We start from the raw sequence: 22177 nt of genomic DNA on the forward strand, positions 1-22177 counted from the left end.
GCTGACTTTCACAAAGGTGACTTCTTCATGCCGACGCTCGACGTTGCTGCCGACCTGCTCGCCCTGCTCCGCGACACCGACACCGAAACCCGGGCCGACACCCAGCTGGAGGCCCTGACCCTGGCCGTCGCCGCCGACCTGCCCGTGCTGCTGTGGGGCGAGCCCGGCATCGGCAAGACGGCCGCGCTCAACCAGCTGGCCGAGGCCCTCGACCTGCCGCTGACCACCGTCATCGCCTCCGTGCACGAGCCCTCCGACTTCTCGGGGCTGCCGGTGGTCGGGGCGGATCCCGCGGTACAGGGCGTGCCCATGGCCCCGCCCGACTGGGCCGTCCGGCTGGTGCGGGCCGGGCGCGGGCTGCTGTTCCTCGACGAGCTGTCCACCGCCCCGCCGGCCGTGCAGGCCGCCCTGCTGCGCCTCGTGCTGGAACGGCGGGTCGGGGCGCTGCACCTGCCGCCCGGGGTGCGGATCGTGGCCGCCGCGAACCCGCGCTCCTCGGCCGCCGACGGGTGGGAGCTCAGCGCGCCGCTGGCGAACCGGTTCGTGCACCTGCAGTGGACGTACGAGCACGACGTCGTCGTGCGCGGCCTCGGCGGCGTGTGGCCGCGCGCCGAGCTGCCCCGGCTCGACCCGGCGGGGCTGCCCGGCGCCGTCGCGCACGCCCGCCGCGCCGTGTGCGGGCTGCTGTCGGCGCGCCCCGCACTCGTACACAAGCTGCCGGGCGGCGAAACCCGCCGCGGCGGTGCGTGGCCGTCCCCGCGCAGCTGGGAGATGACGCTGCGCCTCATCGCCTTCGCCACCGCCGCCGGCACCTCCCGCGAGGTGCTGTCCCTGCTGGTCCGCGGCACGGTCGGCGACGGACCGGGCCTGGAGCTGCTCGCCGCCCTCGACCGCATGGACCTGCCGGACCCCGAGGACCTGCTGCAGGACCCGGCGGCGGCGGTACTGCCGGAACGCGGCGACCTGCGCCAGGCCGTCCTCGACGCCGTGGTGGCCGCCGTCCGCCGGCACCCGGCGCGGCCGCGCTGGGACGCGGCGTGGGCCCTGCTCGCCCGGGCCGCCGAGACCGGCGCCCCCGACCTGGTCGTCGTGCCGGCGGCGACCCTCGCCGCGCTGCGCGACCACGACTGGGAGGTCCCCGTCGACATCGAGCGCATCTCGGGCGCCGTCGCCCTGTCCCAGCGGGCCGAGCGCGAGGCGGCCCAGGGTGCGGCGCACGCGGGTGCCCGATGATCGCGCTGGACCGCGAGAAGCTGTTCGCCGCGCGCCTGCACGCGGCGCGGATGCGCCCGTACCTGGCGACCGCGCTCTACGCCCTGCACCCCGTCGAGTCGGCGCACGTGCCGACGATGGCCGTCGACCGGCACTGGCGCTGCTACGTGTCCCCGGGTTTCGTGGCCCGCACGCCGCTGGCCGAGCTGGCCTCCGTCTGGGTCCACGAGGTCTCGCACCTGCTGCGCGACCACCACGGCCGCAGCGACCGGTACGCCGCCCGGACGGGCCGCGGCGCCCCGGGCGAACGGCTGCGCATGAACATCGCCGCCGACTTCGAGATCAACGACGACGCGTACGGCGCCGGCCTGCCCCTCCCGACCGGCGCCATCACCCCCGCCGACGCGGGCCTGCAGCCCGGCCAGCTGATGGAGGACTATCTGCACGATCCGCGCCTCGGGCGGTACAGCCGCGAAACCGCCTGGCTGGACTGCGGCAGCGGGGCCGACGGCGCCGAACGCGCGTGGGACCTCGGCCCGGACGGCGCCGCGGGCCTCAGCGACCAGGAGCGCGACGCGGTGCGCTTCCGGGTCGCCGAGGGCATCCGCGGCCGCCCGGGCGACACCCCGAAGGCCTGGCGCCGCTGGGCGGAGGAGGCGTTCCACCCGCCGCAGCCCTGGCGCGACCTGCTCGGCGCGGCCGTGCGCGCGGCCGCGTCGACGGCCGGCTCGGCCGACGACTACGTCTACGGCCGCCCGGCCCGCCGCGCGGCGTCGCTGCCCGGCGTGGTGCTGCCCAGCCTGCGCCGCCGCCCGCCGCGCGTCAGCGTCGTCGTCGACACGTCGGCCTCGGTCAGCGACGCCGAGCTCGGCAGCGCCCTGCTCGAGGTCGCCGCCATCACCCGCGCCGTCGGCGGCCGCCGCGACCTGGTGACGGTGCTGTCCTGCGACGCCGCGGCCCGCCTGGTGGTGCCGCTGTGCCAGGGCGAGGGCCTGTCGCTGCTGGGCGGCGGCGGCACGGACCTGCGGGCCGGCTTCAGGCGGGCGCTGCGGGCCGCGCCCCCGCCGGACGTGATCGTCGTCCTGACGGACGGCCAGACCCCGTGGCCGTCGGCCCCGCCGCCGTGCCGCACGGTGATCGGCCTGTTCCCGCGCCTGCGTTTCGTATCGTCGCAGTACCGCCCGGACCCCCCGCCGTCCTGGGCCCGAGTGGTGGAGATCAGGTCGTGATGCGGGTGCTGACGTGGAACCTCTGGTGGCGGTACGGGACCTGGCGGGCGCGGCAGGACGCGATCCTCGCCGTCCTGCGCCAGGAACGGCCCGACGTGTGCGGGCTGCAGGAGGTGTGGGACGGGCAGGCGGCGATCCTCGCCGAGGCGCTGGGGATGCACTGGGCCTACAGCCCCTCCCCCGCGCCGCAGCGGTGGCACGAGCGGGGCGGCGGGGAGACCGCCGGGGTCGGCAACGCGGTGCTGAGCCGGTGGCCGATCGACGAGCAGGCCGTCGCCGGCCTGCCGGGGCCGGACGGCCGGACGGTGTTGTTCGCGCGGACCAACGGCGTGCCGTTCTTCACCACGCACCTGCACTCGGCGCCGGCCGAGTCGGGGGTGCGGGTCGAGCAGGTCGCCGCGGTCGCCCGGTTCATCGGCGCGCAGGACCGCAGCCGGCACCCGGCGATCCTGACCGGGGACTGCAACGCCGAGCCGGACTCCGACGAGATGCGGCTGCTCGGCGGGCGGCTCACCGCGCCGGCCGCGCCCGGGTTGCTGCTCGTCGACGCCTGGCGGCACGCCACGACCGGCGACCCGGGGGCGACGTGGGACAACCGCAACCCGCACGCGAAGCGCTTCGGGCTGCCGCCGGCCCGCATCGACTACATCCTGGCCGAGCCGCCGTGGGCCGAAGGGGCGCCCGGTCGCGGTACCGTGCGGCGGGTCTGGGTCTGCGGCAACGTCCCCGTGGGCGGCGTGTGGCCGTCCGACCATGCCGCGGTCGCCGCCGAGTTCAGCTCATGAGCGCCGCGCGCAACGCGGCCGCGGGGGCCGTCAGCGAGCCGTGCACCAGCTCGGTGCGGTGCACCAGGCGGGGCTCCGCGACGGGGACGCCGCGCAGTGCCGGGGGCAGCGCCGCCGACGGGAGCAGCGCCAGGCCCGCGCCGGCGGCGATCAGGCCCAGCAGGACGCCGGTGTCGGTGCCGGGGTAGGCCAGGCCGCCGCGGAAGCCCTCCGAGCGGGCCAGCGCGCGCAGCTGGGCGGGCGGCGTGGCCGCCTCGGGGGCGTCCAGCCATACGGCGTCGGCGAGGTCGGCCAGGCGCACGCCGCGGCGGGCGGCCAGCGGATGCTCCGGCGGGAGGGCCACGACGACGGGCCCCTCGGACAGGACCGCGGTGTCCAGCTCGCCCGTGTCGGGCAGCGGCAGCGGGTCCGACGGGGCGGCCACCCCGTCGACGAGGCCCAGGTCGAGCGCGCCGGTGGCGACGCCCGTGGCGACCTCCGCGCGGCCGGCCACGCGCAGCGTGAACGTCACCCGCGGCATCGCCCGCTGCACCGCGACCACCCGGGCCGGCGCCACGCCGCACAGCGGGGTCGCGCCCAGCACGACGGTGGCCGGGGGCGGGCCGGCCAGGCGCACGACGTCGGCGCGGGCCGCGGCCAGGCGCAGCAGGATCGGGCCGGTGTGCTCGAGCAGGCGGGCGCCGGCGTCGGTGAGCGCGACCGGGCGGCGGCGCAGCAGCGGGGCGCCGACGTCCTGCTCCAGGGCGGCGATCTGCTGGGAGACGGCCGACTGGGTGTAGCCGAGCTCGTCCCCGGCGGCGGAGAACGAGCGCAGGCGGGCGACGGCCGCGAACGTGCGCAGCAGGTGGGGGTCCACGACATTATTATTCCTGATGCCGGTACCGCAAAGAATCGTTGGACTTATCGGCCCAGCCCACGGCAGGCTCAGGGCATGACCGAAACCCGCACCGCCCGCGTCGCGCTGATCGGCGACCGCTCGGCCCACGTCCGCTCCCACACCCGCATCCCGGGCCTGCTCGACGTGCTCCGCGAGGAGCACGGCCTCGCCCTCGACGCCTACTGGATCCCGACCGACGAGGTCGGCGGCACCGGCCTGGCCGGGTTCGACGGCATATGGCTGCTGCCCGGCTCGCCGTACCGCAGCGAGGAAGGCGCGCTCGCCGCGGTGCGCGCCGCGCGGGAGCACGGGGTCGCGTTCCTCGGCACCTGCGGCGGGTTCCAGCACCTGCTGCTCGAGATCGCCCGCGACGTGTGCGGGCTGCCCGTCACCCACGCCGAGAGCGACCCCGACGGGCAGCGGCACCTCATCGTGGAGCTCAGCTGCTCGCTCGTCGGGCACGAGGGGGCGGTCCGCCTGACCCGGGACAGCCTGGCCGAGCGCATCTTCGGCGTGGAGCGCTCCGTCGAGCGCTACCACTGCGCGTACGGGCTGGACCGCGCGTACCTGCCGGCGCTCGAGGCCGCCGGCCTGCGCTTCACCGGGCACGACGACACCGGCGAGGTGCGCATCGCCGAGCTCGGCGGGCACCCGTTCATGCTCGGCACCCTGTTCCAGCCCGAGCTGGCCGGCGAGGGCGCCTACTGCCACCCGGTGATCCGGGCGTTCGCCGCGGCCGCCGTGGCCGTGAGCGCGCAGCGCGCGGCCGCCTGAGGGGCCTACTCCAGCACCACCGCTTCGCGCAGGATCAGCGGCGACCAGACGGGGGCGCCGCGCGCGCCGTGGCGCGGGTCGACGCCGACGAACCGGGCGCCGCCGGTGCGGGTGAACGTGTGCCGCGCCTCCCAGTCCACTGTGGAGCGCTGCTGGATGCGCTCGCGGCAGCGCCACGCCCGCCGGCCGTAGTCGACGATGGCGGAGTGGCCGTGGACCTGCGAGAAGGGCATCGGCGGGCCGATCTGCAGCCACGACGGGTACAGCTTCGTGGCCGCCTCGGCCCACAGCGGCCCGTCGGCCGCCCACAGCAGCGGCTCCGGGCGGGTGTTGAGCAGCCCGGCGGCGGTGGCCGCGGTGACCGGCTCGCCGAGCTCGGCCCAGGCGGTGGCGGTGAGGCCGGCGTGGGTGACGAGCAGGTCCTCGCCGTCCGCGGTGCGCACCGCGGCGGCGACCCGCAGCCGGTCGCGCAGCCACCAGTCGCGCAGCAGCGCCGCGTCGGCGGCGGCGAGCGGCACCGGCCAGAACGGCTCGGCCCCGACGTACTGGGCTTCGTGGTTGCCCGCCAGTTGGATCCACTGCCGCGGCGGGCGGGCGGCCACGTACGCCAGCACGCCGGCGCTGTCCGGGCCGCGGTCGACCAGGTCGCCGACCTGGATGATCACGGTGTCGGGGTCGCCGGCGGACTCGAGGTCGGCGACGGCCCGGGCCAGCTGCTCCAGGCAGCCGCCCACGTCGCCGATGATCGCGATGGTCGCCACCGCGCGAACTGTAGCGCGGCAAGGTGTACCGCCACATGCGTCAACGGCGGCGCAGGATCCAGTCGAAGCTGCCCTGGCAGACCACCACGCCGCCGGCGTCGGTCACCTCGGTCTCGGTCATCGTGCGGGCCACGTCGACGGTGCCGGCGCACAGCGCGGCGACCGCCGCCCGCTCCTCCCGCTCGAGCCGGCACGTCGCGACCAGGTGGCCCCGGGCGGGGGCGAGGAAGCGCAGCTCCGCCGCGGAGCCCAGCGGCACGATCCCGGCGAACGCGTCGGCGGAGTCGACCGCGCCGATGATCGCGGCGAGGCCGGCCGCGTCGACGAGGGTGATGAGGCCGCTGGAGTGCAGGGAGCCGATCACGTTGGTCAGCGCCGGCGGTACGTCGGCGGCGACCTCGCCCACACCGTCGGCCGCGCGCAGCACCTGCAGCCCGAGGGTGCGGTGCGCCGGGATCGGATCCAGCAGCCGCCGGGCCAAATCGGTCAGATCCATGCCTGGGACGTTAGGCCCCAAACGGCCCCGGCCGGAAGCCCGGGGCGGTGCGCTACGCCGTCGGGACCCGGCTCAGCGCGGCCCGGCCGACCACGGCCATCGCCTCGTCGAGCTCCAGGCCGTTCCAGCGGTCCTTGTTGTACCCGTGGAAGACCAGCGTCAGGTAGACGTCCTCGTCCACGCACCACAGCCAGGCGTCGCCGTTCTCCCCGGCGGTGTCGATCTCGTGCGCGGCGAACGCCTGCGTGCCGCACTCGACCGGCAGCCGGCGCGGCTGCGTCTCCCGCTGCGACCGCGCGAACGACGCGCCCGCGTCCTGCGACACCGCCACGACCAGGCGCAGCGTCCGCGGCTTGGTGCTCGCGTCGGCGGCGTAGGAGCGCAGCACGTAGTCGCAGCCGTTGCTCTTGTAGTCGTGCGACGTGAGCAGCTCGCCGAGCCCGTCCTTGCGGAACTGCCCGACCTCCAGCAGCGGGCACACGTCACGCGGCTGGCGGTGCGACAGGTCGGTCGGCAGCACGCCGGGCAGCCCGCGCTCGATGACGTACGCCGCCGCCGAACCGCCGATCAGGCAGGCGGCCAGCAGGGCCCCGACGACCGCCAGCACCACCCCGGTCCGCGGTCCCCCCTGCGCAGTCACGCCTAGGAGTATGGCAGGGGGCCGCGAACGATCAAGAGGTCCCGGCGAGCAGTCCCAGCAGGGCCCGGTCGTGGCCCGGCGGCCCGACGAGCGCGATCCCGGCCGGCGGCGACGCGCCGGTCGGCACCGACACGCTCGGCAGGCCGAACGCGCTGGCCGGCACCGCGCAGCGCAGCGTCTCGCGCCGCCACGTGTCGCGCCCGGCGAGGCTCAGCTCCCGCGAGTGGCCCGGGCCGCCGGCCGGCAGCGCCAGCCAGGCGTCGGCGCCGAGCAGGTCCAGCAGCTCGGCCCGCCAGGCGGCGATGCGGCGGCGGGCCTCGGCCTCCTCCTCGCCGCAGACGCCGGCGCCGAAGCGGAACCGGGCCTCGATGTCGGGGCCGAGCGAGCGCGGGTGGGCCTCGATCCAGGCGCCGTGCGCCCGCCAGCCCTCGGCCGCCTGGACCTGGCGGAAGGCCAGCAGCAGCGGATCGGGATCGTCCCAGGTGGACAGCGAGGCCTCGGCGACGGGCGGGCCCAGGCGGGCCACGGCCTCCGCGGTGCCGCCGAGGCAGAGGATGCGCGACGGCGGGCCTTGCGGGCCCGGCGGCAGCAGCACGTCGCCCACCGCGGCCAGGGTCAGCGCGTCGCGCGTGATCCAGCCGACGGTGTCGAACGAGGCGGCGAGGGGCAGCACGCCCTGCGTCGGGACGGCCCCGAGGGTGGGCCGCAGGCCGAACAGCCCGCAGCAGCTCGCGGGCACCCGGATCGAGCCGCCGGTGTCGGTGCCCAGGCCGATGTCGGCGTGCCCGCTCGCCACGGCCGAGGCCGGGCCGCTGGACGAGCCGCCGGTGACGAGGTGCGGCGCGGCCGGGTTCGGCGGGGTGCCGTAGTGGCGGTTGGTGCCCGACAGCGAGTACGCGAGCTCGTCGGTGTGCACGATGCCCTGCACGACGGCGCCGGCGGCGCGCAGGCGGGCGACGGCCGGGGCGTCCTCGGCGGCGGGCAGCGCCTCGGCGAGCCAGTCCGGGTTGCCGCCGCCGACCGCGAAGCCGGTGACGGCGAAGAGGTCCTTGACGGCCAGGCGCAGGCCGTCGAGCGGGCCGTGGCCGGTGGCCGGCGCCAGCGGCATGCCCTTGACCCGCCACACGCTGGGGTCAGCTGTCACGTTCAGCAGGGTACTGCGGTTCGCGCCGCCCCGGGCTCGGCATGCATCACCATGTGGGTTGACCCGGCCACGTCGCGTCGGCGAGGGCCTGCTGGCCGGCCGCGTTGGGGTGGAAGAAGTCCTGGGCGGTGACCATGTCGAGGGTGAACCGGACGCGGTGCGCCGCTCCCCCGTCGTCGCGGCAGCGCGGCCCGTATGCGCGGCAGGCCGCGGCCAGCTGCGTGTTGTAGGCGTCGACGCGCTCGGCGAACGCCCGCCGCCGCTGCACCGCGGCCGCTGCGGTCGAGCCGGGGTCGGCCAGCAGCGCCGGGCACAGCCCGAACGACCACGCCTTCACCGCGAGCCGGTTGGTGTGCCCGATCTCCCACAGCCGGTTGATGTCGGGGACACTCACCACGAGCACCCGCGCGCCGGGCAGCCCGTCGTGCAGCACGGCCAGGGCCGCGTCGACCTGCCGGCGGAACGTCTCGACGGGCGTCATGTCGGCCAGTCCGCCGCGGCAGGCGTCGTCGGCGCCGATGAGGACGGTGACGTACCGCGCCCCGGTCCTCACCGCCGCCGAGGCCTGCCCGGCGAGGGCGTCGGCGCGCGCGTTGGCGGCGGCGAGGTTGTGGTTGCCGCCGCGCAGCCCGGGGTTGTCCGCGAGCAGCCGCCGGTAGTGGCTGCTGACCTTCGTCCCGTCGCCGGTCGACCACGAGTTGCGCGGGCACGGGCTGGGCGCCAGGCAGGAGGCGAAGGCGTTGGTGATGGAGTCCCCGAGCGCGGCCATACTGCTCTTGTCCTGCGGCGACCGCTCGGGCGTCGCCCCGGCCGCCCCGTCGCACGCGATCACCAGTAACACCAGGCCGGCCAGCAGAAGGCTCCACCCGCGCATGGGTGGGAGTCTATGTCACGCGGTCGACCGGCATCCTAGGATCCTAGCTAAGGGAATATCCCGCGGCCGCCGTTGTTGACCATGGTTCGTGACTGAACTTCCGCTTTCCGTGCTCGACGTCGCCCCGGTCGCCGCCGACGGTTCGGCCGCCGAGGCGCTGCGGCACACCACCGAGCTGGCCCGGCGCACCGAGGCCCTCGGGTACCGCCGGTTCTGGGTCGCCGAGCACCACAACATGCCGGCCATCGCAAGCTCCTCCCCGGCCGTGCTGCTGGCCCACCTGGCCGCGGCGACGAGCACGATCCGGGTCGGCTCCGGCGGCGTGATGCTGCCCAACCACGCCCCGCTCGTCGTGGCCGAGCAGTTCGGCACCCTGGAGGCGCTGCACCCCGGCCGCATCGACCTGGGCATCGGCCGCGCCCCCGGCACCGACCAGTACACGGCCCTGGCCCTGCGCCGCACCATGGAGGGGCTGTCGGCCGAGCACTTCCCGGAGGAGCTGCAGGACCTCATCGGGTACTTCGACGGCGAGGGCCGCATCCTCGCCTCCCCCGGCAAGGGCCAGCACCCCGACGTGTGGCTGCTGGGCTCCAGCGGATACAGCGCCCAGCTGGCCGGCGCCCTCGGCCTGCCGTTCGCGTTCGCGCACCACTTCAGCGCGCAGAACACGCTGCCGGCCCTGGCCCTCTACCGCTCGCACTTCCGCCCGTCGGCCCGCCTCGCCGAGCCGTACGCGATGGTCGCCGTCAGCGCGCTCGCCGCGCCCACCGACGAGGAGGCCGAGTTCCTGTCCGGGCCGAGCGCCCTGTCGTTCCTGCGGCTGCGCTCGGGGCGCCCGGAGCCCCTGGCCACGCCCGAGGAGGCGGCCGCCTACCCGTACACCGACCGCGAGCGCGAGTTCGTCCTGCAGCGGCGCGAGGGCCAGGCGCTCGGCTCGCCGGAGACGGTGCGCGAGCAGCTGACCGAGCTGCTCGCCGCCACGCAGGCCGACGAGTTCATGCTGACCTGCATGGTGTACGACCTGGAGGCCCGGGCCCGCTCGTTCGAGCTGATCCGCGCCGAGGTCGCCCCCGCGCTGCAGGCCCCGGTGCGGTAGCGTCACGCGATTACGGCGGTGGCGCCCGCCGCCGTCTTCGGCGAAGATGGCGGGCGATCTTGCCGGGCCGAAGTGGGGTGGGGAGCTGTGAACAAGACGTGGGTGCGGTTGCGACCGGTGCTCGACGGCGACCTGGCGATGTTCCGCCGGTTCGCGACCGAGCCCGGCCTGGCCGGCGCGGCCTGGACCGGCTACTCCGAGCCGAACGGCCCGGCGCGGCGCTTCGCGCACGACGGCTACCTCGGCGCCGAGGACGGCCGCCTCATGGTCGAGGCGGACGAGACCGCCGCCGGTTTCGTGCACTGGTTCGCCATCGGGTCCGGGATGTCCCAGTACTGGGGGATCGGCATCGTGCTGCTGCCGGAGTGGCGCGGCCGGGGCGTCGGCTGGCGCGCACAGACCCTGCTGTGCGACTACCTGTTCGCGAGCACCCCGACGCAGCGCGTCGAGGCCCGCATCCAGCCGGAGAACATCGCCGAGCAGAAGGCCCTGGAGAAGGTCGGCTTCCTGAGCGAGGGCATCCTGCGCTCGGCCGAGTTCCGCGACGGCGCCTGGCGCGACGTGCTCGTCTACGGCCGCATCCGCGGCGACCGTTAGCGCGTCACAGCCCGCTTCGCTCGCGGCGGGGAGGCCCGCGGCGCCGCCGGTCGGCGGCGGGCGGCCCGGCCCGGCGGCGCGAGGCCCAGAAACACATCACGCCCGCGCAGCAGCACCAGCCTGACCAGCGCAGACCCTCCACGGCGTAGTGGAACTGACCGCGGAACGCCACGGACGTGACGACGAGCGCGGTCACGCAGACCACCCACCCGGCGACGCCGATGCCCATGAGCACCCTGCCGGCCAGCCCGAACGCGCGTCGCATGGATTCCCGGGCGGCCGTCATCACCGCACGGGTGAGCGGTGCACGCCGGCGCGGCGCAGCGAGCGGTACCACAACCGCGACCGCGCCACCGTCATCGAAACCCCGCCGGGCACCCGCAGGCCGCCCAGCCCGACGACGCCGCCGACGAGCACGATACCGCCGAACGACAGCAGGCCGGTGCCGGCCACCAGGTAGAGGACCGTAGGGGGCGACGAGGCGACGGGGGCCGGTGGATCGATCGTGGTGGTGTTCGCGCGTTCCACCATCGGCGGCGGGTCCGGGGTCCGCGCCGCCTGGGCCGCGCTCAGCGTGCCGACCACCAGCGCCGCGCCCGCGACGCACTGCCATGCCCTCGTCTTCATCGCGAGGGACGCTAAAGGCCGGCCGGGTGAGCCGGCGCAGACCGACGCGGGTGAAATGGCACAGTGGGCGGGTGACGATCTACAAGATCCTGCTGCCGGCGGAGTGGGACGCGTTCGAGGCCGCCGGGGTGTTCGAGGGCTCGCCGCTGGACCGCCGGGACGGGTTCGTGCACCTGTCCGGCGCCGGCCAGGTGGCCGGGACCGCCGTGCGGTACTTCGGGGACGAGCCGGACCTCGTTGTCCTGGCCGTCGACCCGGAGGCGCTCGGCGACCGGCTGCGCTGGGAGGAGAGCACCAGCGGGGGCACGTTCCCGCATCTGTACGCCCCGCTGCCCATGTCCGCCGTGCTCGCCGTGCACCGCTTCGCCGGGGCCGGAGCCGTCAGCGTGTGACGATCAGGACCCGCAGCGGGGCGACCTTGGCCACGATGCGGTCCAGCAACTCCCCCGTCACGCCGAGGCCGTCGAGGACGGCCAGCAGGTGGCCGACCGTCGCGTCCCACGCCTCCGCGGTGATGCCCAGCGGCGCGTGCGCGGAGCGCAGGTCCCGGCCCTGGTAGATCTCCGGGCCGCCGAACGCGACGGTCAGGAACACCCGCAGGTGCCGGTTCAGGCGGCGCAGGTCGACGCCCTCGAAGTACACGGCGGTGCGCGGGTCGGCCAGCAGCCGCTCGTAGAGGCCGTCGACCGCGGCGGCTACCGCGTCGGACCCGCCCAGCGCGTCGAAGATGCTGCCCTCGCGAACGTGTTCACGGTTCATTCCTCCCCCTTCTCGGTGCGGCCGCACGTCCGTGCGGCGCCGATGAAGAGTTTTCGCGAAACGCGGGCTCCGGCGCAGGGCGGTGGCACGAGGTCCATCGCGAACCCCGCTGTGGTGGCAGCACTACACGGGGATGCGCGCCCGCACGACGGTGCCCTGGCCGGCGGGGCTGTGCACGTCGAGCGAGCCGTCGAGCATCGCCATGCGGTCGGCCAGGCCGCGAAGCCCGCTGCCGAGGGCGGCGTCCGCGCCCCCGCGGCCGTCGTCGGCGACCGTGACGACGAGCGCACCGTCCTCGATCGCCAACGTCACGACCGCCGCATCGGTACCCGAGTAACGCGCCACATTCGTCAACGCCTCGCTGATGACGAAGTACGCCGCGGACTCCACCGCCGCCGGGAAGCGCTCCGGCGGCAGGGCGGCGACCCGCAGCTCGACCGGGCTGCGGCGGGCCAGGTCGGCGACGGCGGCGCCCAGGCCGTACCGCGTCAGGCTGCTCGGGTGGATGCCCCGGGCGAAGTTGCGCAGCTCGATCGCGGCCTCCTCCAGGGCTGCGATGGCGTCGTCGAGGATCGCGGCGGCCCGCGCCGGCTCGTCCGGCAGCGCGGTGCGGGCCCGGGCGAGGGTCATGCCGAGCCCGACGAGCGACTGCTGCGCCCCGTCGTGCAGGTCGCGCTCGAGGCGCTGCCGCTCGCCGACCGCGGTCTCCATGATGCGGCGGCGGGAGGCCCGCAGCTCCTCGGCGGCGGCGTGCTGGGCGCTGAGGTCGCGCAGGTAGCCGCTGAAGATCGGCGGCCCGTCGACGGCGACGCGGGTGATGGTGAGCTCGACCGGGAACTGCGTGCCGTCGCTGCGCATGCCGACGATCTCCACCCGGGTGTCCAGCACCTGGGGCCGTTGCGTCATGAGGTACCGCTGCAGGCCCTGGCGATGCTGCTCCCGCAGCTGCGGCGGGATGATGAGCCCGGCGAGCTCGCGCCCGACGGCCTCGTGCCGTTCGTAGCCGAACGTCCGGCACGCCGCCGGGTTGAACTCGAGCACGGTGCCGTCGGCGTCGGCGATGACGATGCAGTCCAGGGCCGAGTCCAGCACCGCGCGCAGCTGCGCCTCGCTGCGGCGCACCGACTCGTCGGAGCGGGCCCGGTGCAGCGCCTCGCCGATGCGCCGGCCGAGGCTCTTCGCGGTGCTCAGCAGCTCCGCCGGCGGGTCCTCGAGCCGCCCGGTCAGAAACTCGACGATGCCCTCGACCGACGAGTCCGCCGACAGCAGCGGGAAGCAGAACGCGGCCCGCAGGCCCGCGTCGGCGGCCGCGACCGCGCGCGGGAACGCCGCCTCCCGGCCGAAGTCGCGCACCCACGCCGGCTCGCCGCTGCGCCACACCGCGCCCGGCAGCCCCTGGCCGGGGGCGAGCGCGAGGGCGCGGGTGGCGGCCTCGAACGCGGCGTGGTCGTGCCCGGGCGCGGACCAGGTCGCGGTGCAGCGCAGCGCGCCGCCGTGCACCTGCCACAGCGCGCCGGCGCTCCAGCCGAGCGCCTGCCCGATCGCGTCGAGGACGGCGCCGCCGGCCTGCGGCGCGGTGAGGATCTCGGCGATCGCGTGCTCGAGGCGCAGCAGCAGCGCGACGTCGACGGCTGGGCGCTGTGTCACGGGCTTCCCCCGGGTAGGTTACGGACCCATGGATATCCGGGTCGTGGTGGCCGATGACAGTCTGCTGGTGCGGGAGGGCGTCCGGGCACTCCTGAACGATCAGCCCGACCTGTCGGTTATCGGACTGGCCGCCGACCACGACGAGCTTTTGTCCACTGTGGAGCGGTTAGGCCCGGATGTCGTGATCACCGACATCTGCATGCCGCCGACCAACACCGACGAGGGCGTGCGCGCGGCGATCGCGCTGCGGGCCAGCCATCCGGCCGTCGGCGTGGTGGTGCTCAGCCAGTACGACGACCCGGCCCACTCCACCGCCCTGCTGCAGGACGGCGTGGCCGGCCGCGCGTACCTGCTCAAGGAGCGCCTGGCCCAGCCCGGCCAGCTCGCCGAGGCGGTCCGCGCCGTGGCCGGCGGCGGCTCGGTCATCGACCCGCGGATCGTCGAGTCGATGCTCACCGCGCGCAGCCGCCCGGCCTCCAGCGCGCTGCGCCACCTGACCGCCCGGGAGCGGCAGGTGCTGTCCGAGATGGCCACCGGCGCGAACAATGCCACGATCGCCGACCGGCTCTTCGTCACCGTCCGCGCCGTCGAGCGGCACATCAACTCGATCTTCGCCAAGCTCGGCCTCGCCGAGGAGGGCGAGACCCACCGCCGCGTCGGCGCGGTGCTGCTCTACCTGGCCGACCGGTAATCTGTCGTGCCCACACCACAGACGCCGCCCGCCCTCGCGCGGTGCCGCTCTACCTGGCCGAACGGTAATCTGTGGTGCCCACACCACTGACGCCGCCCGCCCGCGCGCGGTGCTGCTCTACCTGGCCGAACGGTAATCTGTCGTGCCCACACCACTGACGCCGCCCGCCCTCGCGCGGATCCTGGTCGGGTGGATGCACGCCTGACCGAGCTCTTGGCCGAGGTCGTGCCCGCGGGGCTCACGCGGGTCGAGGACGACGACGGGGTCCGGCTCGCGGGCGTCCGCGGCGGCCGGGCGGTCGAGATCCGCACCGACGGCGGCGCCATGGTCACCCGCGTCGAGGCGTCCGTCCCCGACATCCAGGCGCTGGGCAACGCGGCCGGCGCGTTCGTCGTCGACCTGGGCGCGCCCCCGGCCGGCGCCGCGGTGCTGGCCGCGCTGCCGCCGGTCGGCCCGGTCTGGCGCGACGTGCGCATCCACGGCGGCGCCGGCGGCCTGGTCGCGGTCCGCCGCTCGGGCGCGGCGGGCTACCGCTACGACCTGTGGCTGCTCGAACGCCTCGCCGAGGCGTGCTGCAAGATGTGCCGATGATCCTTCGCGGGTACGGCGCGGCCCTCATCGCCGCCGCCCTGCTCCTCACCGCCGGCTGCGCCCAGTCCGGCGCTTCGTCGCCGCCCCCCGCCGCGCCGGCCTCTCCCTCGGCGGCTCCGCCTCTGCTGCCCGTCGCCGGCCAGTGCTACGAGCGCCCGTTCGGCGGCGAGATCATGACGCCGGTGGTCACCGACTGCGCCAAGGATCACCAGGTCGAGATCGCCTACGTCGGCCAGTTGAACATCGCCGGCCCGCCGCAGGCCGGCAGCCCCGACCTCGCCCCCGCCGACGCGGAGTGCCGCACGAAGGTCGCCGCCTACCTCGGGGCGCCGCTGGGCCGGCGCGGCATGACGTACGAGATCGGCGTGCCGGACACCGCCGGCTGGAACAGCGGCCCCCACTGGTTCGCCTGCGAGCTCATCGCGATCGACTCCACGCCCGGCGAACCGAACCTCACGACCGTCCAGGGGTCGTACGCCGCCGGGAAGAACGCCGCCGCGCCGCACTGCTACACCGTGACCGAGAACTCCGACACCCTGACCCCCGCCGACTGCGCCCAGCCGCACGGCGCCGAGTACGTCGGCGCGGCCAGCGCGCCCTACGGCAGCGTGATGCCGAAGGACAAGGACGACCCCGCGTGGACGCCGTTCCAGGTCGCGTGCCGCGACGAGATCGCCGCCGAGATGGGCGTCACCGCGAAGACGCTCGACGCCACCTGGGGCTACAACTTCTGGGCCGCCCGCAGCCTGGAGAAGTCCGGCATCGCCGTCGTGCAGTGCTACTTCGTGATGTGGAGCGGCAAGACGATCACGGGCTCGGTCTTCGGCACCAAGGGCAAGAACATCCCCAAGGGCTGACGGCGCCGTTGCGTGACCTGGCCCGGCCCCGCGCCGCCCGCGAGCCGTGCCGCACCGATCCGTGACGTGGCCCGGCCCCGCGCCGGCCGCGAGCCGTGCCGCGCCGCGGCGTGACCTGGCCCGGCCCAGTGTCGGCCGCGGGCCGTGCCGCACCGATCCGTGACGTGGCCCGGCTCAGTGCCGGCCGCGAGCGGTGCCGCGCCGCGGCGTGACCTGGCCCGGCCCCGCGCCGGCCGTGAGCCGTGCCGCACCGATCCGTGACGTGGCCCGGCCGCGAGCCGTGCCGCGCCGTGGCGCGACCTAACCCGGCCCCGCGCCGGCCGCGAGCCGTGCCGCGCCGATCCGTGACGTGGCCCGGCCCCGCGCCGGCCGCGAGCCGTGCCGCGCCGATCCGTGACGTGGCCCGGCCCCGCGCCGGCCGCGAGCCGTGCGGGTACGGTGTGGCCATGCCAGATGCGCCGCCGGTGTTCGTCGTGATGGGGGTCGCCGGGACCGGGAAGACCACCGTGGGCGCGCTGCTGGCCGGTCGGCTCGGCTGGCCCTACGCCGAGGCCGACGACTTCCACCCCGCCGCGAACGTCGACAAGATGGCCGCCGGCATCCCGCTCACCGACGCCGACCGGGAGCCCTGGCTGGCGGCGATCGGCCGCTGGATCGACGAGCGCGCCGCGGCCGGCGAGTCCGGCGTCGTGACGTGCTCCGGGCTCAAGCGCGTGTACCGCGACCGGCTCCGCCAGGGCCGCCCGCAGGTGCGCATGGTGTTCCTCGACGGCTCCCGCGAGCTGATCGCGCGCCGGCTCACGGCCCGGCACGGCCATTTCATGCGCGTGGAGATGCTCGACAGCCAGTTCGCCGACCTGGAGCCGCCGCTGCCCGGCGAGGGCGTGACCGAGGTGTCGGTCGAGCCACCGCCGGACCAGATCGTCGAGGCGATCCTGAGGGCGCATCCCGACGTGAGCTGACCGCCGGGCCCTTCCTCCGTCATGCCCGGCCGGCGGCCCGGTGCCGAGGTTGACGCCGTTCGCGCTGGCCGACCGGCCGACCGTGGACAGGCGGCGCACCGTCACGTCGTCCACGCCGGCCGGGTCGTCGGACTTGAAGACGATTGACGTCCTCGTCGGTTGCCAGGCTGCCGTGCTCGACCAGGACGTGGTGTCGACATCGACCAGGACGTCGGCCGATGTCGACAATTCGTCGATGTCGACGATGTCGATACCGTCGCGGTCGGACGGCAGGTTGTCGTCGACATTGACGCGGCAATCAACATGCCGTCGACGGCACGACGACCGCGGAGCCGGCGACGAGCAGCGAGGCGCACCTGAAGTCCGTCGATGTCGACGATGTCGATACCGTCGCGGTTGAACGGCAGGTTGTCGTCGACATTGACGCGGCAATCAACATGCCGTCGACGGCACGACGACCGCGGAGCCGGCGACGAGCAGCGAGGCGCACAGCTGAAGTCCGTCGTCGCCGGCGAGGGCGCGGCGACCGCAAAGCCCGCGACGAGGAGCGGCGCGCACGGTTGACGCGGGCCCATGGAAGCACTCCCACGTGTCCATGGACCGCTCTCAGCAGCACAGGGCGCGGGTGGGACAAATCGACCGTAGGGCATCGGCACGGGCCTCAGTTCCGTCAGGGTGCCTTAGCGTGTCACACGCCGTTCAGACTTCGGCCGCCGTCCGGTGCCGTCCGGCGCCTAGCGTCCGTTGGTCAGGCCGCCGCGTGCGGCGGTCGAAACTCGTCCACCTGGAGGTCCGGGTCTATGTCCCGTGCGCTCGTCCGGCGGGTCACCCTCGCCCTGTCATTGTCCACCGCCGGCCTGGCGTGGCCGTTACTCGGCGGCCCGGCGGCCGCCAACCCGGCCGGAACGGGCCTGGTCATCAGCGAGGCATACGTCAACGGCGGCTCGTCCGGCGCCAGCTACCTCAACAAGTTCGTCGAGCTGTACAACCCCACGTCGAGCCCGATCTCGCTCAGCGGGGACACGCTGCAGTACCGCGCGCCCACCAGCACGGTGGTGCCGAGCGGGGCGCAGGTGTTCGCGCTGTCCGGGACCGTGGCCGCGCACGGCCACTTTCTCATCCAGCTGCCGAGCAACAACGCCGCCACCAACCCGGGGGCGCCGCTGCCGGCGGCCGACCTGAACACCGGTACCAGCGTCAACCCGGGTGCGGGCGGCGGGACGCTGTTCATCGCGGCCAGCGCGGCCGGGGTGCTGCCGACCGACCCGTCCGTCATCGACAAGATCGGGTGGGGCACCAGCAACTCGCCCGAGGGTACGGCCGCGAACGGTAACTCGATCGTGCTGAGCTACCAGCGCGACGCGGCCGGGGCCGACACCGACGACAACGGGGCGGACTTCCGCACCGCGACGCCGCAGCCGCAGAACGCGGCCTCCGACGGCGGCACCACGTCGGTGACGGTGACGAACCCGGGTGCGCAGAGCTCGACGGCCGGCACGGCCATCGCGCCGCTGACGCTGTCGGCCGCCGGGGGCACGTCGCCGTACACCTGGAGCGCCGACGGCCTGCCCGCCGGGCTTTCGGTCTCGTCCGGCGGCGTCGTCTCCGGCACGCCGTCGGCCGCCGGGACGTCGAGCGTGACGGTCACCGCGACCGACTCGACCGGCGCCACCGGCTCGGCGACGTTCGGCTGGACGGTGAACGCCGCGACGACCGTCGTGCCGATCGCCGCGATCCAGGGCACCAACACCGACACGTCGCCGCTGGACGGCCAGCCCGTCACCACCGAGGGCGTCGTGACCGCCGTCTACACCACTGGCGGCTTCAACGGCTTCTTCCTGGAGACCGGCGGCGCCGGCGGCACCGAGGCCGAGGACGCCACGCCCGGCGCCTCCGACGCCGTGTTCGTCTTCGGCTCGGCGTCGGCCGCGCAGGTCGCGGTCGGCGACAGCGTGCGGGTCAGCGGTACCGTGCAGGAGTTCCAGGGCCAGACCGAGATCTCCTCGCCGTCGGTGACCAAGCTGGCCACCCCGCTGCCACCGGTGAAGGCCGACACGCTGCCGTGGTCGAGCCTCACCACCGACGCGCAGAAGGAGGCCCACGAGGGCGAGCTGGTGGCGCCGCAGGGCAGCTTCACGGTGTCGGACAACTACGACGCCAACTGGTACGGCTCGTTCACGCTGGCCGCCGGCGACAAGCCGCTGCGCCAGCCGACCGACGCCGGTCAGGCCGGCAGCGCCGAGGCGCAGGCGGCCGCGGCCGACAACGCCGCGCGCATGGTGACCCTCGACGACGGCGCGAGCGTCAACTACAGCACGGCGGCCAACTCGGGCACGCCGCTGCCGTGGTTCACGGCGACGAACACCGTGAGTATCGGGTCGAAGGTCACGTTCCACCAGCCGGTGATCCTGGAGTACCGCTTCTCGCTGTGGAACTTCCAGCCCACCCACCAGGTGACCGACGACGGCGCGGCGGTCGCCACGTTCAGCGACATGCGCGCCGCCAACCAGCAGCCGGCGATGGTCGGCGGCGAGGTTCGCCTGGCGACGTTCAACGTGCAGAACTACTTCCCGCTGACCGGTGAGGAGTACGTCGCCCGGGGCCTCGGCACCTGCACGTACTACGACGACCGGGCCGGCAACCACATCTCCGTCAAGACCTGCACGGGGCCCGGCAACAGCGCCGGCCCGCGCGGGGCGGCCAACGCCGCGAGCTTCCAGCGCCAGCAGGCGAAGATCGTCACCGGCATCAACCGGCTCGGCGCCTCCGTCGTGTCGCTGGAGGAGGTGGAGAACTCGGCGAAGTTCGGCATGGACCGCGACGCCGCGCTCGCCACGCTCGTGGACGCGCTCAACGCCGCCGCCGGTGCGACGGTGTGGGCGTACGTGCCGTCGCCGGCCGCCGACAAGCGCCCGGCGATCGCCGACGAGGACGTCATCCGGACCGCGTTCATCTACAAGCCGGCCGACATCGCGCTCGTCGGGGCCTCGACGATCCTCACCACGTCGTCGGGCCCGGGCCAGCCGTTCTCGATCGCCCGGGAGCCGCTCGCGCAGGGCTTCAAGAAGACGGGCGCGACCGACGCCGACGCGTTCCTGGTCGTGGCCAACCACTGGAAGTCCAAGGGCAGCGGGACGGCGCTGTACCCCGGCGACGCGGAGGACACCTCGTCCCCCGCCGTCGACCAGGGCTCGTTCAACGCCACCCGGGTCCGTGAGGCCCAGGACACGACCGCCTTCGCTTCGCAGGCGGCGGCCGCGCTCGGCACCGGCCGCATCTTCCTCGTCGGCGACTTCAACGCCTACACGCAGGAGGACCCGCTGCAGGTGCTGTACCAGGCCGGCTACACCGACCTGGGCTCGGCCTTCGACCCGTCGGAGGCGACGTACTCGTTCAACGGCCTGCAGGGCTCCCTCGACCACGTCCTGGCCAACGCGGGCGCCCGCGCCCTGGTCACCGGCGCGGACGTGTGGCAGATCAATGCCCAGGAGCCCATCGCGTACTCCTACAGCCGCTACAACTACAACGCCACCCTGCTGTTCAACGGCGCGGACCCGTTCACGGCGTCGGACCACGACCCGGTCGTCGTCGGCCTGAACCCGCCGGTCACCCCGACCGCTCCCGCGTGGAGCAAGTCGACGGTGTACAACGCCGGTGACAAGGTGTCGTACAACGGCTCGACCTGGCAGGCCCTCTGGTGGACCCAGAACCAGGCCCCCGGCGACCCGTACGGCCCGTGGCAGCAGATCGTGACGTCGCCGGACGGCACCGCGGTCTGGACGGCGTCGCGGGTCTTCACGACCGGGGACGTCGTGGTGTACCAGGGCAAGAAGTACGTCGCCAAGTGGTGGACCCGCAACCAGGCCCCCGGCGACCCCTACGGCCCGTGGAAGCCCGTCGCCTGATCGCAGTGCTGCGATGAACCCGGGGCCGTCCTCCACGCGGAGGGCGGCCCCGGTGCCATGATGGGCGCCGATGGAATTCACGCTGTTCTCGGACTACATGCAGATCGAGCTGTACGACACGGCCTGCACCGCCGAGCTCGCCGACCATTGGATCGGCAACGACCACGTGGCGCCGGCCGGCGACGCCGTCGCCGTCATGACCGGCGTCAACGCCCCGGTCGTGGTCACCGTCGAGGTCCTCGACGCCCCGCCGCCGCCCGACGCGGACGCCTTTGCGCACGTCACCGAGTGCAGCCTGGAGTCGCCGTCCGGCCGGCTGCGGCTGACCTGCCCGACGTACGGCGACGACGACGGCGACCGCTTCGACGTCCCGGCGGGCTGGCTGCGGCTGCGCGTCTCGCTGACGCACGAGCCGTTCACCGAGGACCCGCCGGCCGCGGACCCCCTTCCGCTGCGCCTGCAGCTGTGGCCGGCGGCGGGCCCGCAGCCCCCGATCCTCGTCAAGGGCTGGGACCCCACCGCCGGCCGGATGTTCCCGTAACGGCCGGCTAGGTCCGCATCATCACGATGAAGGTGAATCCGGCGGTCGTCGGGCGGTGCAGTGCGACGTCGCACTTGATCCGGCGCAGGGCCTCGTTCCGGCTGAGGCCGAGCCCGTGCGCGATGAGCCGGTCCGGGCGTACCGGCACCGGATCGTCGAAGACGACGTCCACCTGGACCGGCCACGCCTCGTCGAGCCGGGGCGGCGGGCCGTCCAGCCGCCAGGCCCCCGTCCAGTCGAGGGTGAACCGGTTGCGCCGGGCGAGCAGCGGGTCCAGCAGCGTGGCCGCCACCCGTTCCGGGTCGTTGGCGTGGTAGCCGTGCAGCTCGGCCGGGTCGAAGGACCTGACCGTGGCTCGCTCGTGCACGGTGAGCTTGCTCGTCCGATCGCAGGAGACGCAGCGGACCAGCAGCCACACGTCCAGCAGCTTGCCGTTGGCGTTGACGCGGAACCGGCCCTCGCCGGTGGTGGCCGACTCCGACCGGCAGTCCAGGCACCGCAGCGACAGCAGCGGCAGTCTGGTCCGGCGGACGACCCAGGGCAGCACGATATGAGGTTGTGAAGACATGGTGATCTCTCTGAAGACCTGACCGAGGCCGATTACGCGCGGCCTCGAACGCCGCATGAACGGGCGCCCACGGGCAGCCCGGCAGAGCCGGCGGGGGCGCCGGCCGCAGATGCGCGCAGAAGAGCGTCAGGTCTACAGAGCGGGAGGGGTCACGCGGTTGTCCTCTGTCCTCGCGGCGACGGGTGCTCCCGGCAACCTATGCAACCGCGGACGGAGGACTCAAGCGGTTTTCCGGGCCGGCCGTCAGAACATGCCGTGCGGGACCTCGGCCGGCTCGGGTACCGCTATTCGAACAGGGAGCCGCGGCCGCCGCCCTCGCGGCGGCGGGCGCGGCGGCGCAGCTCGACCACGACCGCGTCGACCAGGGCCGTCGCCGCCAGGACCCACAGGATGACCGCCAGCCAGACGAAGCCGGCGCTCAGGGCCAGCGCGCCGAGCACGGCGCTGGTGAAGAAGCCGAACGTCGCGAGCACCAGCCGCAGGTTCAGGGCGCTGTACGGGTGGTCGGCGGTGCCGTGGTGACCGCGGGGCTGGGCGCGCATCG

General features: G+C 74.8%; 25 protein-coding genes. 13 read left to right on the forward strand and 12 right to left on the reverse strand.

The genetic code is table 11. The features are described from left to right. The first annotated feature begins 27 nt into the window (after positions 1-27). Genes ACQEVU_RS38470 through ACQEVU_RS38480 form a run of 3 tightly spaced genes read left to right on the forward strand, consistent with a single transcriptional unit; the run spans position 28 to position 3226 of the window. Positions 28-1233 carry an AAA family ATPase gene (locus ACQEVU_RS38470; protein ID WP_433332557.1) on the forward strand — a complete coding sequence of 402 codons (1206 nt, stop codon included), beginning with the start codon at positions 28-30 and terminating at the stop codon, positions 1231-1233. Further along, positions 1230-2441 (forward strand): vWA domain-containing protein, encoded by a 1212-nt coding sequence (locus tag ACQEVU_RS38475; protein WP_433332559.1) that lies wholly within the window; start codon positions 1230-1232, stop codon positions 2439-2441. Before ACQEVU_RS38470 ends, ACQEVU_RS38475 begins: the two co-directional genes overlap by 4 nt. Then, positions 2441-3226 carry an endonuclease/exonuclease/phosphatase family protein gene (locus ACQEVU_RS38480; RefSeq protein WP_433335236.1) on the forward strand — a complete coding sequence of 262 codons (786 nt, stop codon included), beginning with the start codon at positions 2441-2443 and terminating at the stop codon, positions 3224-3226. Before ACQEVU_RS38475 ends, ACQEVU_RS38480 begins: the two co-directional genes overlap by 1 nt. Here the strand turns inward: ACQEVU_RS38480 and ACQEVU_RS38485 are convergent. Continuing rightward, positions 3216-4082, reverse strand: coding sequence for a LysR family transcriptional regulator (locus tag ACQEVU_RS38485; RefSeq protein ID WP_433332561.1), 867 nt, complete (start codon positions 4080-4082; stop codon positions 3216-3218). The two genes, ACQEVU_RS38480 and ACQEVU_RS38485, sit on opposite strands and share 11 nt — an antisense overlap. A gap of 75 nt (positions 4083-4157) precedes the next feature. Here ACQEVU_RS38485 and ACQEVU_RS38490 point away from each other — a divergent pair, with 75 nt between their 5' ends. After that, complete coding sequence (locus ACQEVU_RS38490) at positions 4158-4877, forward strand: CTP synthase C-terminal region-related (seleno)protein (protein WP_433332563.1); 720 nt, start codon at positions 4158-4160, stop codon at positions 4875-4877. Positions 4878-4882: 5 nt separating this feature from the next. On the opposite strand, the gene ACQEVU_RS38495 is transcribed toward ACQEVU_RS38490, so the two are convergent. The 5 genes from ACQEVU_RS38495 to ACQEVU_RS38515 are packed head-to-tail and all read right to left on the reverse strand — an operon-like array spanning position 4883 to position 8792. Continuing rightward, positions 4883-5638: a metallophosphoesterase gene (locus ACQEVU_RS38495; protein WP_433332565.1), complete on the reverse strand. Its 756-nt coding sequence runs from the start codon at positions 5636-5638 to the stop codon at positions 4883-4885. A gap of 40 nt (positions 5639-5678) precedes the next feature. Further along, a complete protein-coding gene (locus ACQEVU_RS38500; RefSeq protein ID WP_433332567.1) occupies positions 5679-6134 on the reverse strand; it encodes a PaaI family thioesterase in 456 nt (151 codons plus the stop codon). Positions 6135-6186: 52 nt separating this feature from the next. Next, the gene (locus ACQEVU_RS38505) at positions 6187-6774 is read right to left on the reverse strand and encodes a hypothetical protein (protein WP_433332569.1); all 588 of its coding nucleotides are present in this window, start codon (positions 6772-6774) and stop codon (positions 6187-6189) included. 31 nt (positions 6775-6805) lie between these two features. Further along, complete coding sequence (locus ACQEVU_RS38510; RefSeq protein ID WP_433332571.1) at positions 6806-7918, reverse strand: amidase family protein; 1113 nt, start codon at positions 7916-7918, stop codon at positions 6806-6808. Between the two features lie 46 nt (positions 7919-7964). Further along, positions 7965-8792, reverse strand: coding sequence for a GDSL-type esterase/lipase family protein (locus ACQEVU_RS38515; protein ID WP_433332573.1), 828 nt, complete (start codon positions 8790-8792; stop codon positions 7965-7967). A gap of 88 nt (positions 8793-8880) precedes the next feature. Here ACQEVU_RS38515 and ACQEVU_RS38520 point away from each other — a divergent pair, with 88 nt between their 5' ends. Further along, positions 8881-9888: an LLM class flavin-dependent oxidoreductase gene (locus tag ACQEVU_RS38520; RefSeq protein WP_433332575.1), complete on the forward strand. Its 1008-nt coding sequence runs from the start codon at positions 8881-8883 to the stop codon at positions 9886-9888. Between the two features lie 87 nt (positions 9889-9975). Continuing rightward, positions 9976-10485, forward strand: a complete 510-nt coding sequence (locus ACQEVU_RS38525) for a GNAT family N-acetyltransferase (RefSeq protein ID WP_433332577.1) — start codon at positions 9976-9978, stop codon at positions 10483-10485. A gap of 4 nt (positions 10486-10489) precedes the next feature. On the opposite strand, the gene ACQEVU_RS38530 is transcribed toward ACQEVU_RS38525, so the two are convergent. Together ACQEVU_RS38530 and ACQEVU_RS38535 are read right to left on the reverse strand one after the other, a co-directional pair. Next, positions 10490-10750, reverse strand: coding sequence for a hypothetical protein (locus ACQEVU_RS38530; RefSeq protein ID WP_433332579.1), 261 nt, complete (start codon positions 10748-10750; stop codon positions 10490-10492). Between the two features lie 20 nt (positions 10751-10770). Beyond that, positions 10771-11112: a hypothetical protein gene (locus tag ACQEVU_RS38535; protein WP_433332581.1), complete on the reverse strand. Its 342-nt coding sequence runs from the start codon at positions 11110-11112 to the stop codon at positions 10771-10773. Between the two features lie 71 nt (positions 11113-11183). Between ACQEVU_RS38535 and ACQEVU_RS38540 the strand changes: the two genes are divergently transcribed. Continuing rightward, a complete protein-coding gene (locus ACQEVU_RS38540) occupies positions 11184-11504 on the forward strand; it encodes a DUF952 domain-containing protein (protein WP_433332583.1) in 321 nt (106 codons plus the stop codon). Here the strand turns inward: ACQEVU_RS38540 and ACQEVU_RS38545 are convergent. Both ACQEVU_RS38545 and ACQEVU_RS38550 read right to left on the reverse strand, forming a co-directional pair. Beyond that, positions 11494-11871 carry a group I truncated hemoglobin gene (locus ACQEVU_RS38545; RefSeq protein ID WP_433332585.1) on the reverse strand — a complete coding sequence of 126 codons (378 nt, stop codon included), beginning with the start codon at positions 11869-11871 and terminating at the stop codon, positions 11494-11496. The two genes, ACQEVU_RS38540 and ACQEVU_RS38545, sit on opposite strands and share 11 nt — an antisense overlap. A 123-nt stretch (positions 11872-11994) precedes the next feature. Continuing rightward, positions 11995-13518 carry a PAS domain S-box protein gene (locus ACQEVU_RS38550; RefSeq protein WP_433332587.1) on the reverse strand — a complete coding sequence of 508 codons (1524 nt, stop codon included), beginning with the start codon at positions 13516-13518 and terminating at the stop codon, positions 11995-11997. Positions 13519-13546: 28 nt separating this feature from the next. On the opposite strand from ACQEVU_RS38550, the gene ACQEVU_RS38555 reads away from it, so the two are divergent. The 6 genes from ACQEVU_RS38555 (at position 13547) to ACQEVU_RS38580 (ending at position 21065) form a co-directional block, all read left to right on the forward strand. Next, the gene (locus ACQEVU_RS38555; protein WP_433332589.1) at positions 13547-14209 is read left to right on the forward strand and encodes a response regulator transcription factor; all 663 of its coding nucleotides are present in this window, start codon (positions 13547-13549) and stop codon (positions 14207-14209) included. Between the two features lie 189 nt (positions 14210-14398). Then, complete coding sequence (locus tag ACQEVU_RS38560; protein WP_433332591.1) at positions 14399-14800, forward strand: hypothetical protein; 402 nt, start codon at positions 14399-14401, stop codon at positions 14798-14800. Then, positions 14797-15657: a septum formation family protein gene (locus ACQEVU_RS38565; RefSeq protein WP_433332593.1), complete on the forward strand. Its 861-nt coding sequence runs from the start codon at positions 14797-14799 to the stop codon at positions 15655-15657. Before ACQEVU_RS38560 ends, ACQEVU_RS38565 begins: the two co-directional genes overlap by 4 nt. 446 nt (positions 15658-16103) lie before the next feature. Continuing rightward, the gene (locus ACQEVU_RS38570) at positions 16104-16619 is read left to right on the forward strand and encodes a gluconokinase (RefSeq protein WP_433332595.1); all 516 of its coding nucleotides are present in this window, start codon (positions 16104-16106) and stop codon (positions 16617-16619) included. Positions 16620-17419: 800 nt separating this feature from the next. Next, positions 17420-20524 carry an ExeM/NucH family extracellular endonuclease gene (locus tag ACQEVU_RS38575; RefSeq protein ID WP_433332597.1) on the forward strand — a complete coding sequence of 1035 codons (3105 nt, stop codon included), beginning with the start codon at positions 17420-17422 and terminating at the stop codon, positions 20522-20524. 70 nt (positions 20525-20594) lie between these two features. After that, positions 20595-21065, forward strand: coding sequence for a hypothetical protein (locus ACQEVU_RS38580; RefSeq protein ID WP_433332599.1), 471 nt, complete (start codon positions 20595-20597; stop codon positions 21063-21065). A gap of 7 nt (positions 21066-21072) precedes the next feature. Here ACQEVU_RS38580 and ACQEVU_RS38585 read toward each other — a convergent pair whose 3' ends face one another. Beyond that, positions 21073-21612 carry a DUF1062 domain-containing protein gene (locus tag ACQEVU_RS38585; protein ID WP_433332601.1) on the reverse strand — a complete coding sequence of 180 codons (540 nt, stop codon included), beginning with the start codon at positions 21610-21612 and terminating at the stop codon, positions 21073-21075. 305 nt (positions 21613-21917) lie between these two features. Continuing rightward, positions 21918-22175 carry a hypothetical protein gene (locus ACQEVU_RS38590; protein WP_433332603.1) on the reverse strand — a complete coding sequence of 86 codons (258 nt, stop codon included), beginning with the start codon at positions 22173-22175 and terminating at the stop codon, positions 21918-21920. Positions 22176-22177 lie beyond the last annotated feature (2 nt).

Source organism: Dactylosporangium sp. CA-139066 (genome assembly GCF_050936175.1).
Taxonomy (GTDB): Bacteria; Actinomycetota; Actinomycetes; order Mycobacteriales; family Micromonosporaceae; genus Dactylosporangium.

Excerpts from the sequence above, each read along its gene's own strand:
- ACQEVU_RS38470 (WP_433332557.1), top strand. The coding sequence starts at position 28 with ATGCCGACGCTCGACGTTGCTGCCGACCTGCTCGCCCTGCTCCGCGAC.
- ACQEVU_RS38475 (WP_433332559.1), top strand. The coding sequence starts at position 1,230 with ATGATCGCGCTGGACCGCGAGAAGCTGTTCGCCGCGCGCCTGCACGCG.
- ACQEVU_RS38480 (WP_433335236.1), top strand. The coding sequence starts at position 2,441 with ATGCGGGTGCTGACGTGGAACCTCTGGTGGCGGTACGGGACCTGGCGG.
- ACQEVU_RS38490 (WP_433332563.1), top strand. The coding sequence starts at position 4,158 with ATGACCGAAACCCGCACCGCCCGCGTCGCGCTGATCGGCGACCGCTCG.
- ACQEVU_RS38500 (WP_433332567.1), bottom strand. The coding sequence starts at position 6,134 with ATGGATCTGACCGATTTGGCCCGGCGGCTGCTGGATCCGATCCCGGCG.
- ACQEVU_RS38515 (WP_433332573.1), bottom strand. The coding sequence starts at position 8,792 with ATGCGCGGGTGGAGCCTTCTGCTGGCCGGCCTGGTGTTACTGGTGATC.
- ACQEVU_RS38530 (WP_433332579.1), bottom strand. The coding sequence starts at position 10,750 with ATGCGACGCGCGTTCGGGCTGGCCGGCAGGGTGCTCATGGGCATCGGC.
- ACQEVU_RS38535 (WP_433332581.1), bottom strand. The coding sequence starts at position 11,112 with ATGAAGACGAGGGCATGGCAGTGCGTCGCGGGCGCGGCGCTGGTGGTC.
- ACQEVU_RS38545 (WP_433332585.1), bottom strand. The coding sequence starts at position 11,871 with ATGAACCGTGAACACGTTCGCGAGGGCAGCATCTTCGACGCGCTGGGC.
- ACQEVU_RS38555 (WP_433332589.1), top strand. The coding sequence starts at position 13,547 with ATGGATATCCGGGTCGTGGTGGCCGATGACAGTCTGCTGGTGCGGGAG.
- ACQEVU_RS38565 (WP_433332593.1), top strand. The coding sequence starts at position 14,797 with ATGATCCTTCGCGGGTACGGCGCGGCCCTCATCGCCGCCGCCCTGCTC.
- ACQEVU_RS38570 (WP_433332595.1), top strand. The coding sequence starts at position 16,104 with ATGCCAGATGCGCCGCCGGTGTTCGTCGTGATGGGGGTCGCCGGGACC.
- ACQEVU_RS38575 (WP_433332597.1), top strand. The coding sequence starts at position 17,420 with ATGTCCCGTGCGCTCGTCCGGCGGGTCACCCTCGCCCTGTCATTGTCC.
- ACQEVU_RS38580 (WP_433332599.1), top strand. The coding sequence starts at position 20,595 with ATGGAATTCACGCTGTTCTCGGACTACATGCAGATCGAGCTGTACGAC.
- ACQEVU_RS38590 (WP_433332603.1), bottom strand. The coding sequence starts at position 22,175 with ATGCGCGCCCAGCCCCGCGGTCACCACGGCACCGCCGACCACCCGTAC.